We start from the raw sequence: 16743 nt of genomic DNA, 5'->3' as shown, positions 1-16743 counted from the left end.
ACAATAGTTACCTATATTATACAACATTAACGCGGTGTCGTCTTAAACAAAATTAACATAAAATAGGCTGTCGAGACTTTCTCGACAGCCTGAAGCCGCTTCTATAGGAAGCGGCTTGGTCTTTTTAAGAGATAAGTGTATTTAATTTGTCACATAACTTGGTTAGATCATTCCGATTGATCTGTTGCTCTGCCATAGGAAAAAGTACAGTTTCTTCTTTTATAAAATGTACAGTCAGCACTTCAAAGGCCTCTCCCGCGTTCTTGGCTGCCTCTTGAATGTCATCAAGCGTGAGCAAACTCAAATCGCCCTCCGTCTGATGAAGAAAATGATCGATATAGCCCTCTATTTCACGGTGCTCCTCCTGTATACCGACGAGCGGTCCCTGCTCAAAACCAATGTAGGTTCCTAGCATAGAAAAGAAGTGTTCTTCTTCCTTTTCGGTATGTTTCTTGAGGGGTACCCTAAAGTCGAGAATCTGCATTCTCAGTTTTTCCAGTTGCTTGCGGCCTTCTTCCAAATCTAGTATTCTGTGCTGCTCAAACCACAATACAATGGCATGCCATTCATCCATCAGATATGTTAGATATCGATGCTCATTTTCAAGAATACGCATGGCAGGTTTGGAAAAGCGCAGTTTCTCATTTTCCAGCACGCGGATTTCCTCCATTCATCGGCTAAAAATCCAGCATTTTTTTCTTTAATGCATATTGGACCAGTTCAGGCCGGCTTCTTAAATTCAATTTTTCCATGATCTTCGCTTTATTTGCTTCCACCGTCTTGACAGAGATGAACAGCTTTTCCGCAACTTCCTTGTTACCGTAACCTTTTGCGACCAGAGGCAGAATCTCCAGTTCCCGCTTGGACAGGATCTCATAAGGATCTTCTGATTGTGACGTTGTATCTTTTTTGATGAACTCACGAACGAGAGAAGTAGCCATTTTAGGATGGATATAAGTCCCACCCCCATGAATGGTTCGTATGGCAAGTAATAGCTCCTCATCTGGAGCATTTTTCAAAACGTATCCTGAAGCACCATTCTTTAAAATATGAAAAAGATATTCTTCATCGTCATGCATGGTCAAAATCAGAATTTTAGTATCAGGGTGGTCTTCTTTAATCTTGCCTGTGGCGATCAATCCACTTTCGCCTGGGGGCATGCTGAGGTCCATGATTAGAATATCCGGACGATATTTAGCTACCATCGTATACGCTTCAATGCCATCCGCAGCCGTTCCGACAACCTCCATATCCGATTGGAAGTTCAAAATCATGGAAAATCCGCTTCGTACAATAGCATGGTCATCCGCTAACACAATTTTGATCAAGTCTCTATTCCTCCTCTTGGCCAATCGGAATTTGCAAAAAGACTTTGGTTCCCTGACCCACATTTGATAGGACGCCAAAACTTCCGCCTACCAGCTCTGCTCGCTCCTGCATGCCATATAAACCTAATCCCGTTCCAATAGGCTGGCTCCCCTTTTCAAAGCCAATTCCATCGTCCTCTACAGTCAAACGAAGCGTATGATCGTGCTCAGTCAAAGAAACTTTAACCATGTCTACCTGGGCATATTTTAAGGCATTGAGAACAGCCTCTTGGCAGACACGGTAAATGACCGTTTCCTTTTCACTTCCGTATCGCTTTTGGGGAAGATCCGACACAAATTCAACGACAAGACCAAAGCTTTGTTCAACCCTCTTAAAGTGGGAACGAAATGCCGCTTCAAGCCCAAAATCATCAAGTGTGGCGGGGCGTAGTTCCACAGACAGGTTGCGGATATCATCCAGCAATCGCGTCATGGATGCTTCAGTCTGCTTCATGTTTTTGATGAGCTGTTCATCATTCGTCATGTATTTTAACACCCGCAGCTCAACAACCGCACTCATCAATTCCTGGGCGACGCTGTCGTGCAGTTCCCTGGAAAGCCGTTTACGCTCATTTTCCTGCGCTTCAATGACATGCTTCATCATTTTGTTTTGATACAATTTTTCCTGCGTCTGAAATTGCGGAGTCAAGTCCCTCAACATCAACACCCTTGTTCCATGTTCAGAATCAATGGTGTGAAAAGAAGCGGCATAGGGGATCATTCCGTTGCTCTTTGTTTCCAGATATACCTGAAAAGAAGCGAAATCCTTGGATTCTGGCATATTGAAATAACAATCAAGGCAGGTACGGGGCTCCGTTTCGCTTGTATAGCCCCTGCATGTTCCACACAAAGCTTTTTCCTTCCCTTCATAGAGTTGAATGAGGACGTCATCGCTCACAATCTCCTCCGCTGCCGGGTTCATAGCTAGGGTGTTCCCTTGCCCATCAAAAAAGAAAATGGCTTCTGTACTGTTCTCAAACAACTTCACCATTAGCGCATTCAAAGAGCCAGTCCCTACAGATAATGTCAATTACATCACTTCCTTCCCGTTCAACTCTCCAAATCCCCTATGCGCCAAAGCTTCCAAATCACGCATCATGGCTGCGGTCATCAGCAGTTCTTCCCGAAATCCACCAAGCAGTACGCCCGCGACGCGAGCATCATTCCATAGGGGAACAGCCCCGAGACTCTTGAGTTTCTCGGATTGAACGATCGGGTAGTTAAACAGGTTGTCTGCCCCCACATATTGATGAACAGATGGAATGAAAACGGATTTCCCAGTTTTGAACACGACTCCTGCTATGCCCTTTCCGGATTGCAGTACAATTCGCTTAAAGCGATCATTTAAATTACCGGCTGCATTTTTCCATTTAATTACGTATTGATATTCGGCCGGTTCAACCAGAGCAAGCGCCATGAAATCATAACCGAAATGTTCGCGTATTCGCTCAAGCTCCCTTTGATAATCCATCCTATTATTCATCGCTCTCTCCTAATAGAATTAGGAAAGAAGGCAGAGCCCGCTTTCCTAATTCGATTTATGTCTTCTGTAAAGGATATAACTTCTGCGCACATAATTCAACGGAACACTCCACACATGTACAAGCCGGGTAAACGGCCAGAATGCAAAAATCGCAAAGGCCATAAGAATATGAAGCTTGAAGGACATCGGTACGTCTCTCATCAGTGTCGGGTCGACACGGAATACGAATAAACCGCGGAACCAGATTGAGATCGTCTCTCGATAATCGAATTCTGGCTGTACCGCATTCGTTACGAGAGTCGCAAACATCCCCATGCATACAATGGCCAAAAGCAATACGTTTACTATCAAATCAGACGCCGTACTTAAATGGCGCACATTGCGTATTGTAAATCGACGAGAGGTAAGAATCAACATACCGAGGAACGTCATCGCTCCAAATATTCCACCAATATAAACTGCTCCAATATGATATAGATGATCGTTTACACCCAGTGCATGCATCCAGGTTTTGGGTATGCCCAGACCGGATACATGACCCATAATAACCGGGATAATACCCAGGTGGAATAAGAGACTTCCGATCATCAATTGTTTCTTTTCAATAAACTCACTTGATTTCGCTGTCCAATTGAACTGATCATTTCTGTAGCGGAAAATATGCCCTACAATAAAGACGACCACACACATATAAGGGAAAATAACCCATAAAAACTGCTCTAGCATCATCATTGCGCAGCTGCCTCCTGTTCTACGCATGCTTTAAGCGTTTCGCGCAGTCCCTTGACCAGATGAAAATACGGGCTTTCCATTTTCTCCAGCGCTTTAAGTAAATGATATGTGCCGTCTTCCAGGATCGCGATTGGCATGCGGAAGTTTTCTGTCGTCTTCGGATCTTGCGACCATTCGGCGGCATACAGAAATTCACACATGAGCGGAAGGTAATCTGGCAGCTCACCATCTGGCATTTCAAGACCATACATCTCGTATAGCACCTTTAACTTGACCAACATTTGTCCCCGTTCTTTTGCATCTTCGAATTTGAAGTAAGTCATATATAGTGCACAATTTTTTTGAAAATCAAAGGTTTCTGTATACATTTCCTGAATCTCTTCCATACTGAACTCTTGCATAAGGGACCAGTAGGTGTTCGCATACGTATATGCCGGATGGTTTGGATCAAACGATGCTTCCAGAAAAGCCGGATGAAAATCCAGCTTTTCCGGGTACATGAGTTGTTGGGCGAAAAACCCGAATGATGGCTTGCATTCATACAGCTTCGCTACATTAATCACGCCAAATACCCCCGTAGAAGTTTTCTTCATACATTTCTTTTCCCGTTTTCAAAGGCTCTTCCATCCCCATTGAACTTGCCATACTACAGCCGTCACATCCAGATCCTGAACCCATATTTCCCATGGTATCGCCGTAACCCGCAGATCCTTGAGCCCGGTACGGATTCGAATATCCTTCTTTATGCGACGTTGGAATGACGAAACGATCCTCATACTTGGCAATCGCCAGAAGCCGATACATCTGCTCAGTCTGCCGAGGTGTCATGCCAATGCGCTCAAGACGGCTTTCATCAAAAGATTGTCCTGTGGATTGAGCACGCATATAGGAGCGCATCATAGCCATTCTTTGCAAGGATTCCTTCACGGTTTGGGTGTCGCCCGCCGTCAGCATATTGGCAAGGTACTGAATAGGGGTACGCATTTCTTCGATAGCCGGAAAAATCATATCGGGATTCTCAATCGAGTCTTTCCCTTCAAAGTAATTCATGATCGGGCTAAGTGGTGGAACATACCAGACCATAGGTAATGTACGATATTCCGGATGAAGCGGGAATGCCAGCTTGTGCTCAATGGCAAGCTTGTAGACCGGCGAGTTCTGCGCTGCTTCAATCCAGTCCTCCGAGATGCCGTCTTTTCTCGCTTGAGCGATCACTGCCGGATCACTAGGATCCATGAACAGGTCACACTGCGCCTTATAAAGCTCTTTCTCGTCCTGCGTAGAAGCGGCCTCAAGCACCCGATCCGCGTCATACAGCATAACACCGAGGTAGCGAATTCGTCCTGTACATGTCTCGGAGCAGACTGTCGGCAGGCCTGCTTCCACACGTGGGAAACAGAAGGTACATTTTTCCGCTTTGTTCGTCTGCCAGTTAAAGTACACTTTTTTGTATGGACAGCCCGTCATGCAATACCGCCAGCCGCGACATGCTTCCTGATCCACGAGCACAATTCCGTCCTCGTCCCGTTTGTACATAGCACCTGAAGGACAGGACGCGACACAGCTCGGATTTAAACAATGTTCGCAAAGCCGTGGGAGATAAACCATGAACGACTTCTCAAAGTTAAATTTAATCTCTTCTTCGATTTTCTGAATATTTGGATCAAGCGGACCAGTTACATGCGCACCCGCCAGGTCATCTTCCCAGTTTGGACCCCACTCCAAATCCATTTTTTCACCCGTTACCGCAGAGTGCGCGCGTGCCACAGGTGAATGCTTCTGTTCACCAGCGTTGGTCAGTTGCTCGTAATTGTAAGTCCAGGGCTCATAATAATCTTTCATTTCCGGCATGTCTGGATTGTAAAAAATCTTACCCAGTGCTATCTTGGACAGCTTGTTGCCTGACTTCAATTCCAATTTCCCTTTGCGGAGCTGCCAGCCGCCTTTATATAATTCCTGGTCTTCCCAGCGCTTCGGATAACCGATACCGGGTTTAGTCTCCACATTGTTAAACCACATATATTCCGCACCTTTGCGGTTCGTCCAGGTTGTTTTACATGTCACGCTGCACGTATGGCAGCCAATACATTTATCCAGGTTCATGACCATGGCAATTTGAGCTTTAATCTTCAAGCCAGTTAACCTCCTTCATTTTACGTACCGCAACGTACACATCACGCTGGTTGCCGATTGGACCATAATAGTTGAATCCATAACTAAGCTGAGCATATCCACCGACCATCTGGGTTGGTTTGAGATGAATTCTTGTTGGTGCGTTATGACTACCGCCGCGTGTATCCGTGATTTCAGAGCCTGGCACTTGAATGTGCTTATCCTGAGCATGGTACATGAACATAGTCCCTCTTGGCATCCGATGGCTGACAACGGCCCGGGCGGTTACGACGCCATTACGGTTGTATACCTCTACCCAGTCATTGTCAGCAAGATCGTGCGCCTCTGCGTCTTCATTGTTGATCCATACGGTAGGACCTCCACGAAACAGCGTAAGCATGTGCTGGTTATCCTGGTAGGTGGAGTGAATATTCCATTTACCGTGCGGTGTCAGATAGCGAAGCACGAGTGAATCTTGTCCGCCTTTTATTTCCCGATCCCGAGGACCGAACACCATCGGTGGCAACGTCGGTTTGTAGATCGGCAATGATTCTCCAAATTGTTGGAAAATCTCATGATCAATATAGAAATGCTGTCTTCCCGTCAAAGTACGAAACGGAACGAGACGTTCAATATTCGTTGTAAATGGTGAATAGCGGCGTCCCTTCTTGTTCGATCCAGTGAATACTGGTGTCGGTATAACTTCCCGAGGCTGTGCCGTGATACTTTGGAAAGTGATTCTTTCCGCTGCCCGATCAGCCGAGATGTCTTTAAGTTCAACACCGTGAAGCTCTTCTGCCTGCTCATAAGCCTTTTGCGACACCCGTCCATTAGTCGCGGATGAAAGATGAAGAATTGCATTGGCCACTTGGCGAGCTGTCTGGATTTTTGGCAGTCCGTCTTTAATGGACTCATCGTAATAAACTCCGTTCAACTTTTTCATTTCCTCATATTCTTCTGCTACGGAGAAGCTGACGCCATGCGCACCTGCTTTCCCAGTAGTCAAATTCGGACCGAGTGAGATAAATTTATCGTGAATTTTAGTATAGTCACGTTCGATGATGCTGAAATTCGGCATGGTTTTACCCGGGGTCGCTTCAATCTCACCCTTCGTCCAATCCTTTACAAGACCCATCGGCTGTGAAATTTCACCCACACTGTCGTGTGCAAGCGGCGCGGTCACAAGGTCTTTATATATACCTGGCAGGTACTCTTTCGCCATATCAGAAAAGACTTCGGAAAGCTGGCGGTAAATATCCCAGTCCGCACGGGATTCCCACAGTGGATTAACGGCCGGATTAAACGGGTGTACGAAAGGATGCATATCGGTGGACGACAAATCCGTTTTCTCGTACCAGGTTGCCGCCGGAAGCACGATATCCGCGTACAATGGGGTTGTCGTCATCCGGAAATCAAGTGCAACCATCAGATCAAGCTTTCCTTCTACATCTTCTCTCCAGACGATTTCCTCCGGTTTCTGCTCCTCGTTCGGCCGGGCAAGCAGGGCATCAGATGCTCCGAGTAAATGCTTCATGAAATACTCTTGCCCCTTCGCCGAACTGGAAATCAGATTGGATCGCCAAACAAAGAGTGAACGCGGGAAGTTCTCGGCTGCCCCAGGATCTTCTACAGCGAAGCGTGTCTTACGTGATTTAATCTCTTCCACAGAATGATTAATGATTTCCTCGTTGGACTTTTTGCCTAATTGCGCTGCCTCTTCGGCGAACAACAGACTATTTTTATTAAACTGTGGATAAGAAGGCAGCCAACCCAGACGCGCTGCGAGCACGTTGTAGTCTGCTGGATGTCTGTAACTGACATCCCCGCCAGTCGGTGACTTCAAGGTGTCTGTTCCACTTTCTTCGTAACGCCACTGCTCTGTTGCAAAGTAGAAAAACGATGTAGCATTTTGCTGTCGAGCCGCCCCTTGCCAGTCTTTTGCAAAGGCAATCGTTGACCAGCCTTCGATTGGGCGGAGCTTTTCTTGACCCACATAATGCGCCCAGCCTCCCCCGTTTACACCTTGGGAAGCCGTCAACACGACAAGGTTCAAGATGGACCGATAGATGGTGTCACTATTGAACCAGTGGTTGATACCCGCACCCATAATAATCATGGAGCGCCCTTTGGTATCGATAGCATTTTGGGCAAATTCCCGAGCAATCTGTACCACAACAGACGCCTTCACACCTGTGATCTTCTCCTGCCAGGCAGGGGTATAATGCGAAGCTTCGTCGTAATAATTCTTGGCGTTATGAGAGCTGTCATTGCGTGCGACACCGTACTGGCTCATCATCAAATCGTACACGGTTGCTACGTAACGTTCCGAGCCATCTGCCAAGCGTACTTTTTTGACTGGAATTACACGTTTGAACGTTCCATTACCTGCGTTATCAAAATAAGGGAATACGATTTCTTCCCATTGCTCGCCATGACCTTCCACAGTGAGTGCGGGCTCAACCTTTGTTCCGTCTTCCCGCTCCAGAATCAGGTTCCATTTCTTATCCTGCTCCCAGCGCTGTCCCATCGTACCGTTCGGAACCAGCATTTCCCCCGCTGCTTCGTCATATATGACTGGCTTCCAGTCCGCATGCTGCGAAGCATCTCCAAGGTCACTCGCCCGTAGGAAACGTCCACCTTTCCAGGCTCCCTCGTGCGGATCAAGCAGAATCATAAACGGCATATCTGTATATTGTTTGGCATAGTTAATGAACATCGGTTCTTGGCGCTCTTTGTAAAACTCATCCAGAATAACATGTGTCATAGCCTGGGCTACAGCAGCATCTGTACCCGGATGTGGTGCAAGCCAGTTGTCAGCGAACTTCACATTCTCCGCCAAGTCGGGAGCCACTGATACAACTTTTGTCCCCTTATAACGTACTTCCGTCATAAAATGAGCGTCTGGCGTCCGGGTAAGTGGTACATTCGATCCCCACATGATCAGGTAACCCGCATTGTACCAATCAGAAGATTCCGGTACATCCGTCTGCTCACCCCAAATTTGAGGAGATGAAGGCGGAAGGTCGGCATACCAGTCATAGAAACTCAACATCTGTCCACCAAGAAGCGAAATGAATCTGGCTCCTGAAGCGTAGCTTATCATTGACATCGCCGGTATTGGCGTAAAGCCCGCGATCCGGTCAGGACCATACTTACGAATGGTATAGATGAGTTGCGCCGAGATCAGACGCAGGACATCGTCCCAAGCGACACGGACATGACCGCCTTTTCCGCGAGCTGCTTTGTAGAGCTTGGCTTTCTCCGGATCTTCCACAATGCTTGCCCATGCTTCCACCGGATTGGCATGTTCCTGGATGGCAGCCTGCCAAAGCCGCAACAGCTTACCGCGCATATAAGGGTATTTCACACGTAATGGACTGTATTCATACCAGGAAAATGTAGCGCCACGCGGGCATCCTCGCGGTTCAAATTCTGGCATATCTACACCGCAGGAAGGATAATCGATCTGTTGATTTTCCCAGGTAATGATGCCGTTTTTCACAAAAACCTTCCAACTACAGGAACCCGTGCAGTTCACTCCGTGAGTCGTCCGAACCACTTTGTCGTGAGACCAACGCTGTCGGTACACGTTTTCCCATTCTCTATTTTTTTCCTCAAGGATTGACCAATTTCCCGAATAGCTTTCGATCGGTTTAAAAAAGTTGAGGTTGTATTTTTTTTTCATCGATGACCAACACTCCTTTTTAGAATAAATCATCCCAACGCAAGTTCCATGGGAAGGTTCATTCGCTTACTCTCATTATGTAATTCATTCATCGCTGTTCCCATTAGGGAATGTCCTATAGCGCTACAGGAAATCCCTCGTTCTATCGAAAGATACAAAAAAGCCTCCCTCTGCTAAAGGAAGCTTATATGAAGAGGTTAATTGTTCTTTTGGCCCGTTAACAGGAGCATGATAAAAGAAATGAGTATGATAGAGCACGTCCAGGCCCAGGCCATAGGAAGATGCCCAGAATCCACCGCAATATAAATGGCCGTCGGAATCGTTTGTGTTTTACCCGGAATATTTCCGGCAAGCATCAACGTAGCACCAAATTCGCCCAGACCGCGGGCAAAACCGAGTATAAAGGCAGCTTTAAAAGAAGGGAAAATTAAAGGAAAGGTGATATACCGGAAAACCTGCCATTCACTTGCACCCATCGAACGTCCCGCGTTTTCCAAGTCCTGGTCAACAGAAGACAATCCCATTTTCAGTGTCCGATAGACAAGAGGAAAAGCCACTACCACCGCTGCTATAACCCCAGCCCACCACGAGAATATAATAGGTTCTCCAAACCATTGCTCCACAAAACGTCCGAACCCGCTTTTTCGTCCTAGTAATATTAGTAGTAAAAAACCAACAACCGTCGGTGGGAGTACCAAGGGCAGCATAAGCACAGTTTCAACAACCGTTTTCCCTTTAAATAAACCTAACCGTGACATGGACCATGCCACAAGCAAACCTAATATGATTACTAGAACGCTGGATAACAGTGCAACCTGCAACGATAAGCGGATAGGAGGCCAATATTCATTCCAATCTATATCTTGCATGCTCACTTCGGTATGGTAAATCCATACTTAGCCATAATATTCAGAGATTCTTGTGATTGTAGGTATGCATAAAAGTCTTCGGCTTCTTGAATGTGCTTTGAACCTTTGATAATTCCGATTGGATACTCAACAGGTGAATAGGCTTTGGGATCCACCTCAAAGGCGATTTTTGCCTTTTGTGAAGTCAATGCATCTGTTTTATATACAAATCCGACATCAGCATTCCCAGTTTCCACATATTGCAGCACTTGTCTAACGTCTTTTGCTTGAACCAGCTTGCTCTGTAACGTGTCCCAAAGCTTCGCTTTCGTCAGCGCTTCCTGTGCGTAGTTGCCTGCAGGAACACTTTCAGGAATTCCGATCGCAACTTTCTTCACTTCTCTTTTTGTTAAATCGGTTACACTCGCAATGTCCATCGTCCCATCTGCTGGGATAACCGCGACCAATTCATTCGTCAGCCATGTTTTTTGTTTATTACTCTCTATTAACTGTTGATCTACGAGAGACTTCAAGTTTTTCTTCGAAGCGGACAGGAACAAATCCGACGGCGCTCCTTGCTCAATTTGTTTTTCCAGCGCACCAGAGCCGCCGAAGTTAAAATTCAATTTGGTGCCTGTATGGGTTGATTCGTATGAATGCTGAATTTCTTTGAGCGCATCCGTTAAACTTGCAGCTGCGGATATGGTAAGCTCAACAGTTTCAGCCTTTTTCGAAGAATCCTGGCTGGAGACCTCGTTGTTCTGGGCCGTGCTGCTACCATTTGAAGCTGATTGTTGCCCCGCACCGCACCCTGAAAGTAATAAAATGATGGAAATAACCAAAACGAAAACAGTGCTACTTTTAATTAATTTATGCAATTGGTTCGGCTCCTCATGTTAGTTCATCATTAATTAATGGGTTTCGCTATTAGCTGTGCCTGTTTCGTACGTTCGATCAATGTACAATTTTCAAGAAGAATATGATTGAAAATATCTGCTTCCAGGTCTTCTAACCGCTTCAATACGAGTCGGTGCGTACCACAAGCTTCCTGCATCGGCTCAAAGCCATTTGTGATCAAGCGCATTTCCTTCAGGAATTCCACCACCGTTTGATGTTCGTTTTGCAACTTGGACAAAATTGGATTTAACTCATCTGCTCGTTCCATTGTTGATTCTTGTAAAAATGCTTCAATCATCGGAAACACAAGGTCCTCCTCATATTGAATATGTTCCGATATTTCCTGTTTAAGCAAGGTGAACAGTTCATTAACTCGCTTTAGATGCGGATAACGTTCGCCATGAACCCGCGTTAGTTTGGTTACATACGGCGTTAACGCCGATAGTTCTTCCCGAAGCTTCGTATGATACTCATTTTGAATATAGGCGATTAGTTCTTTGGGTTCGAGTGAAGGAGGTTGCATTTGCTTATGCTGTGCCTGCTTTTCTTCCACTTCATGTATCTGCTTCAGCAGTTCACCAGCGTGGAGACCTTGATTGGCTGCTGCTTCACGGAGCGATATTTTCCCTCCACAGCAGAAATCAATCCTCAGTTTGCGGAACAGATCTCCCGTTTTGGGTACTGCTTTCACAATGTCCGCCACCCATGTTTCTTCCGTTAACTGGCTCATCTTCCATTCCTCCATCTTACTTCGATTTTATACTTACCTTTCATTCTACGTCTCCCTTAAAGCTGAACCAATCAGGGGGTTCCCTCTTTCATTCGTGGAAAGAGCCTGATTATAAAAAATCAGAAAGCAACTGTTCAGCCGCTTCTTTCCCTTGAGCGATGCAATCTGGAATTCCAACGCCCCCATAGCCGGCACCACATAGAAAAACACCCGGTAAATCCTGTGCGAAGTCCTGTCTAATCTTCGCCATATGCTCTTTGTGTCCAATCGGATATTGCGGCATTGATCGATCACACCTACTGACTTCGGTGAATTCCGGTTCCGCTTCCAGGCCCATTAAATCTTTCAAATCTTTACGCGCGGCATCCACAAGTTGATCGTCTGTCATCTGAATCCACTCCTGTGCACCTGCATGTCCAATGTAGGTCCGTAAAAGCGTATATCCTTCAGGAGCAGTATGGCTCCACTTCGTCGAAGACCAAGTACATGCTGTAATCTTTTTGCCTTCTTTGCGGGGTACTAAAAATCCCGTTCCCTCAAAATTAAGATTAAGATCTGTGTTTTTATAAGCAAGAGCAATATTGGCTACGGAAACATAGTGAATCTTGTGTAACCAGCTAGCGCTTGCAACGCCGGAGAATAATGTAGCCGCTTCAAAAGCTGGAACAGCGCAGATCACCGCATCCGCATCTATTTTTTGTCCATGTTCTAAAATGACCTGATAACCGCTTTCTTTCCTTACTTCAACTACACCTTGCCCCATAACAAAACGTACGGTATCCAGCCTTTCCTTTAGCCGCTCCACGATCGAAGATAATCCTAGCCGATAAGAAAGAAACATACTTTTCTTAGCGATATCCGGCAGGTTGTCTTGTACTGCTGGCTTTCTCCCCGCCCCTTTAGACATACCCTTAATCAGACTTCCATGCTTTTGTTCCATTAGTTTAAATTGAGGGAAGGTTGACATGAGGCTCAGGGAATGAGTATCCCCAGCGTAAATTCCAGACAGCAGAGGTTCCGTAATCTGGTCCAGAACTTCTTTGCCGAGACGCCGTTTGATAAAATCACCTAGAGATTCGTCTGCATCACCTTTCTTTGCCGGAATGATTAAATCCAGGGCTGCCCGTGCTTTTCCCAGCGGAGAAATAAGTCCTGTCCGAATGAAGGGAGTGAGCTTTGTTGGAATGCCCAGAATGAAGCCCATCGGCATCGTATGAAGTTTGCCCTTATGCAAAATACTAGCAGATTTGGCTTTCGGGTTTGTCGATACCAGATCTGCTTCCAGCCCCAACTCCATAGTCAAATCCAATATTGCCGTCTTTCTGGCCAAGAAAGCATCCGGTCCTTTTTCGATCATAAAATCGTTTTGGCGAACGGTTTGCAGTTTTCCTCCTAGACGTTCACTTTTCTCCACCAGTGTAATCTCCACTTCAAGTTGCCGATCCTCAGCCAGCTTTTTCACATAAAAGGCAGCACTTAAACCGCTTATTCCTCCACCGAGAATAACGACTTTTTTAGAACTTTTCTTCATGAAAACACTTTTCCTCTCCAACCCCGGGTATATAAGCGCAATAAGGGTCACTCTCCAAATAGTCTCCTGTTATTGCAAAAGCCCTTGCTCTGGAGCCCCCACAGACAGCCTTGAATTCACAGACTCCACATTTACCTTTAAGTAGGGACTTATCTCTAAGATTCATCATGATCGGAGAGTTGCGATAAATGTCTGCCAAGCTATCCTTTCGTACATTCCCGCACATAAGAGGCAGGAAACCACTCGGGTATACTTCGCCGATATGACTAATAAAAACAAATCCATCTCCGTCATTTACGCCTTTAGGAGCACGTCCTAAAACATCTGCCCTCTTTTGTCCGTCTGCTACACTGTTCTCACCTGCGCTGTGCTTTTGCTGCAGCACGACCCTCCGGTAGTGAGGAGCTTCTGTAGCCTTCACTCCGTACGGCATCTGTTGCTGTATTTGATACAACCATTTCATTACGGCTTCATGCTCATCAGGAGTAATCATATCTTTCTCCATGCCACGTCCAGTTGGAACAAGGAAAAATAAACTCCATAACACGGCCTGCATTTCCTTTACTCTTTCTGCAATTTGCTCCAGATCATGAAGATTGTACCGGGATACCGTAGTGTTCACTTGAATAGGGATGTTCAGTTCCTTTAAATAACCAATTCCTCGCATGGTCGTATCGTAAGAACCCGCTGTACCCCGAAAATGATCGTGAATCTCGGCACATGAACCGTCCAGACTAAATGCCCACCGCGATAATCCAACTTGCTTTGCTTTTTCTACCGCTGTTCGTGTCACTTTAGGAGTGGCACTGGGGGTCATTGAAACCGACAGATTTTTCTCTTCAATTGCATATTGAGCCAGTTCAAACAGATCAGGACGCATTAAAGGATCTCCGCCTGTGAATACAAGCAACGGATGATTCATTTCAGCGATTTGATCTATTAGCTTCTTACCTTCTTCTAGTGTCAGTTGGCGAGGATCAGGTTTGTACTGAGCTTCCGCTCTACAGTGAAGGCACTTTAAAGCACAAGCTCGTGTAACCTCCCAGATGACTATAAACGGGTCAGTATGATAATCACGCGGCGTTTTCAAAGATATCATTGATGTCTCTCCTTTTAGAAATATAAAAACAACACAAAAACATAGAGCATCATTGAAAATCCAATTTCCGCCATGCCAACTTGTTTTGCCTTTAATCCGAGTTTAGGAAGCCAAATGGCTCTTATCAAAAAAATTAAAAAAGGAATAAACAGAAATAACTTTAACCAAATAGCAAACAACAAAATCACCGCATGATAGATAACGGAAGCATAATGGTAACGTATATTTTTTCTTTCACGAATGATCGTTTTGACATACAAAGCAGTTCCGATAAAGTAAAGCACCAAAAGCAAGAATAGCTCTGTTGCTACCCTCCAATCCTCTCCTCCCCCCATATAAATAACGGGATATATAAAAGAACAAAAGAGTAAAATTGCAACAATGTCATTGAGTAAAGCACGTTCATTTTTCGTTCTCGCAAAATAAATATTAGCCATAAAAAAGAGCAATAAAAGAACTCCATACCAGATCAAGGCAGGCTCAAACCATATCAGTGAAATTAACAAAGGAAGTAATATCACTCCATATACAACGGCGGGTTTGCGGTATCTTTCACTGCTGCCTGTTTTGATCCATTGGAGGACAGGAAAACTGAATAAGTAGATAAAAAACCAGCACACAAATAGGGGTATATGAATGAGATCCCCTCGAGAAGCAGCTAAACCGAATAAAAATGGAAGAATGAGCATAGCCCAGGCTCCATGTTGATTGGGTATGTATCTGCTCATCCCCCTCAAACCCTTGATCCTTTTTTCACAATCTTTTTTATGTCTGTTATTTCGGTTAATCGATTCATCATCCATTCCCCCAAGATTGAGTTTTATCTTCTAACTTCATTCTAAGTATTATATGAAATTGAACCAATTAGGGAGTTCCCTTTTCCTTAGAGGGGAAAATCCTAACCGGAAAAATAACGCTATTTTCTTATGCTATACTGTACTAAAAAAGGGAACAAAGAAAGGATGAACTGTTATGGGAGGACCTTCTTTACGTCAACTGCATGCTCATCATGCCATTCATCAAGGCGGGCTATCTGGCGCTCTAGATAAGACGAGAGAAGTAGAGGAATTACTCGAAGCGAAAGAATTCCAGGTGGCGCGCCAGGCTGCCGACCACTTGATCGAATATTGGGAAACCCGCATTCTCAGCCATGCTGATGCAGAAGAGGAAGGATTCTATCAGGAAATGGTCGAGAAAAAACCGGAACTGCAGGAGGCTGTCGTCAAACTTACACGAGATCATGATCTGCTCCGAATCATTGTAAAAGAACTCAAAGCCGGGATCCGTGAAGAAGGGCTTACGCCTGAAGTTCTTCAACAGTTCCACGCGCTTCTGGTTGTCAATGCCATTCATAGTCGGGAAGAAGAACGTTTGCTGTTTGAGCAACCGTCATAATCAAGATGTGCATAACGATTCACATTCTCTATAAAAACGTACCAAAGAAATAGTCCAACGCCTCTTGTGAGTATCCGTCATCTCCTTGCCAGGCTGCTACGGAATAAAAATCATGATTGCCGTGCTGTCGTTTACGAGGCGTGTCCTGTGGGACCAGCAGTCCGGCATATCCCCACACCTCCATGACGACATCACGCTCGTTTTTGCTGGATGGAAACACATCCTTCCAGCGCTTTTCCAATTGACGTGCACTGCTTTGAGCATCACAGTTCTGAACAGCTTCGAGCATGTTATGGAGTATAGCTAGATCCTCATCGGAAACCTGAACATCCTCTTCTTGACTGAACAATTCAAGGTCCATCCAGCAATACAGAAGGTGGTTCAGACGAATACCGCCCCATTTGATTCGTTCAAAATTTAGCACATTCAAATCTTTATTGACGTATTCCTTATCGGACATCAATTTATTAAAATTACAATCCCCACAGCTACTGTAATTGGGCAGGACGACAGGCCGCTCCCCATAGGTGTGCAAAGGAAGCCCTGCGGTTAATGCCCAGCTCGATAAGGCGCTTCGTAAATGAACCTTTTTCGTGGAAAGACTATGCAAAAATGCTGCTGCCACTCGTTCTTTTGTAGCCTTTTGCTGGTGCAGCTCATGCAGCCTGTTTATAATCTCGTTATGTGTAATGGTGATCGGATCGAACATCAAGCCCTTACTTTTGGCATATTCAAAATCCTCACCCGAAAAAGATCCCCGCTCCTGCTTCCAGCCGCTAGAGGACCAGAATGTGTTCATCAGTATTTTTTTCGCCTTTTTATCCACAACATATCTCCCTTACTCATCCAACACCCTCACCTCCA

16 protein-coding genes are annotated in these 16743 nt (G+C 45.4%); 1 reads left to right on the top strand and 15 read right to left on the bottom strand.

Annotated elements, in window-relative coordinates; translation table 11 throughout:
- Nucleotides 1-124: 124 nt before the first annotated feature.
- From JOD82_RS19270 to JOD82_RS19205, 14 genes are all read right to left on the bottom strand, one after another.
- Nucleotides 125-655, bottom strand: coding sequence for a hemerythrin domain-containing protein (locus tag JOD82_RS19270; protein ID WP_029515510.1), 531 nt, complete (start codon nt 653-655; stop codon nt 125-127).
- Nucleotides 656-677: 22 nt separating this feature from the next.
- The gene (locus JOD82_RS19265) at nt 678-1325 is read right to left on the bottom strand and encodes a response regulator transcription factor (protein WP_023989699.1); all 648 of its coding nucleotides are present in this window, start codon (nt 1323-1325) and stop codon (nt 678-680) included.
- A 7-nt stretch (nt 1326-1332) separates the two neighbouring features.
- The gene (locus tag JOD82_RS19260) at nt 1333-2397 is read right to left on the bottom strand and encodes a PAS domain-containing sensor histidine kinase (protein WP_029515511.1); all 1065 of its coding nucleotides are present in this window, start codon (nt 2395-2397) and stop codon (nt 1333-1335) included.
- Nucleotides 2398-2850, bottom strand: coding sequence for a GAF domain-containing protein (locus JOD82_RS19255; RefSeq protein WP_029515512.1), 453 nt, complete (start codon nt 2848-2850; stop codon nt 2398-2400).
- Nucleotides 2851-2895: 45 nt separating this feature from the next.
- A complete protein-coding gene (gene narI / locus JOD82_RS19250; protein WP_029515513.1) occupies nt 2896-3579 on the bottom strand; it encodes a respiratory nitrate reductase subunit gamma in 684 nt (227 codons plus the stop codon).
- On the bottom strand, nt 3579-4145 hold the full coding sequence (narJ, locus tag JOD82_RS19245; RefSeq protein ID WP_029515514.1) for a nitrate reductase molybdenum cofactor assembly chaperone: 567 nt from the start codon (nt 4143-4145) through the stop codon (nt 3579-3581). Before narJ ends, narI begins: the two co-directional genes overlap by 1 nt.
- Nucleotides 4138-5715, bottom strand: coding sequence for a nitrate reductase subunit beta (gene narH / locus JOD82_RS19240; RefSeq protein WP_028542275.1), 1578 nt, complete (start codon nt 5713-5715; stop codon nt 4138-4140). Before narH ends, narJ begins: the two co-directional genes overlap by 8 nt.
- The gene (locus tag JOD82_RS19235; protein ID WP_029515515.1) at nt 5705-9379 is read right to left on the bottom strand and encodes a nitrate reductase subunit alpha; all 3675 of its coding nucleotides are present in this window, start codon (nt 9377-9379) and stop codon (nt 5705-5707) included. The genes narH and JOD82_RS19235 overlap by 11 nt, the downstream gene beginning before the upstream one ends.
- Before the next feature lie 197 nt (nt 9380-9576).
- The gene (gene modB / locus JOD82_RS19230) at nt 9577-10254 is read right to left on the bottom strand and encodes a molybdate ABC transporter permease subunit (protein ID WP_029515516.1); all 678 of its coding nucleotides are present in this window, start codon (nt 10252-10254) and stop codon (nt 9577-9579) included.
- Nucleotides 10251-11105 (bottom strand): molybdate ABC transporter substrate-binding protein, encoded by an 855-nt coding sequence (gene modA, locus JOD82_RS19225; RefSeq protein WP_029515517.1) that lies wholly within the window; start codon nt 11103-11105, stop codon nt 10251-10253. The genes modB and modA overlap by 4 nt, the downstream gene beginning before the upstream one ends.
- 29 nt (nt 11106-11134) lie before the next feature.
- Nucleotides 11135-11854: an iron-sulfur cluster repair di-iron protein gene (ric, locus tag JOD82_RS19220; RefSeq protein ID WP_209949808.1), complete on the bottom strand. Its 720-nt coding sequence runs from the start codon at nt 11852-11854 to the stop codon at nt 11135-11137.
- Nucleotides 11855-11963: 109 nt separating this feature from the next.
- Complete coding sequence (hemG, locus tag JOD82_RS19215; RefSeq protein ID WP_029515519.1) at nt 11964-13385, bottom strand: protoporphyrinogen oxidase; 1422 nt, start codon at nt 13383-13385, stop codon at nt 11964-11966.
- Nucleotides 13369-14484 carry a TIGR04053 family radical SAM/SPASM domain-containing protein gene (locus JOD82_RS19210; RefSeq protein ID WP_069010498.1) on the bottom strand — a complete coding sequence of 372 codons (1116 nt, stop codon included), beginning with the start codon at nt 14482-14484 and terminating at the stop codon, nt 13369-13371. The genes hemG and JOD82_RS19210 overlap by 17 nt, the downstream gene beginning before the upstream one ends.
- A 14-nt stretch (nt 14485-14498) precedes the next feature.
- On the bottom strand, nt 14499-15287 hold the full coding sequence (locus JOD82_RS19205; protein WP_069010497.1) for a YwiC-like family protein: 789 nt from the start codon (nt 15285-15287) through the stop codon (nt 14499-14501).
- A 169-nt stretch (nt 15288-15456) separates the two neighbouring features.
- Between JOD82_RS19205 and JOD82_RS19200 the strand changes: the two genes are divergently transcribed.
- Nucleotides 15457-15879: a hemerythrin domain-containing protein gene (locus tag JOD82_RS19200; protein ID WP_029515522.1), complete on the top strand. Its 423-nt coding sequence runs from the start codon at nt 15457-15459 to the stop codon at nt 15877-15879.
- Between the two features lie 28 nt (nt 15880-15907).
- Here JOD82_RS19200 and JOD82_RS19195 read toward each other — a convergent pair whose 3' ends face one another.
- Nucleotides 15908-16705 (bottom strand): hypothetical protein, encoded by a 798-nt coding sequence (locus JOD82_RS19195; RefSeq protein ID WP_069010496.1) that lies wholly within the window; start codon nt 16703-16705, stop codon nt 15908-15910.
- Nucleotides 16706-16743 lie beyond the last annotated feature (38 nt).

Origin of the sequence: Paenibacillus sp. 1182 (assembly GCF_017833915.1) — a bacterium.
In the GTDB taxonomy this organism is placed as follows: Bacteria; Bacillota; Bacilli; order Paenibacillales; family Paenibacillaceae; genus Paenibacillus; species Paenibacillus polymyxa_D.
Note: the sequence above shows the minus strand (reverse complement) of the source record. Positions and strands in the feature narration are given on the sequence as shown.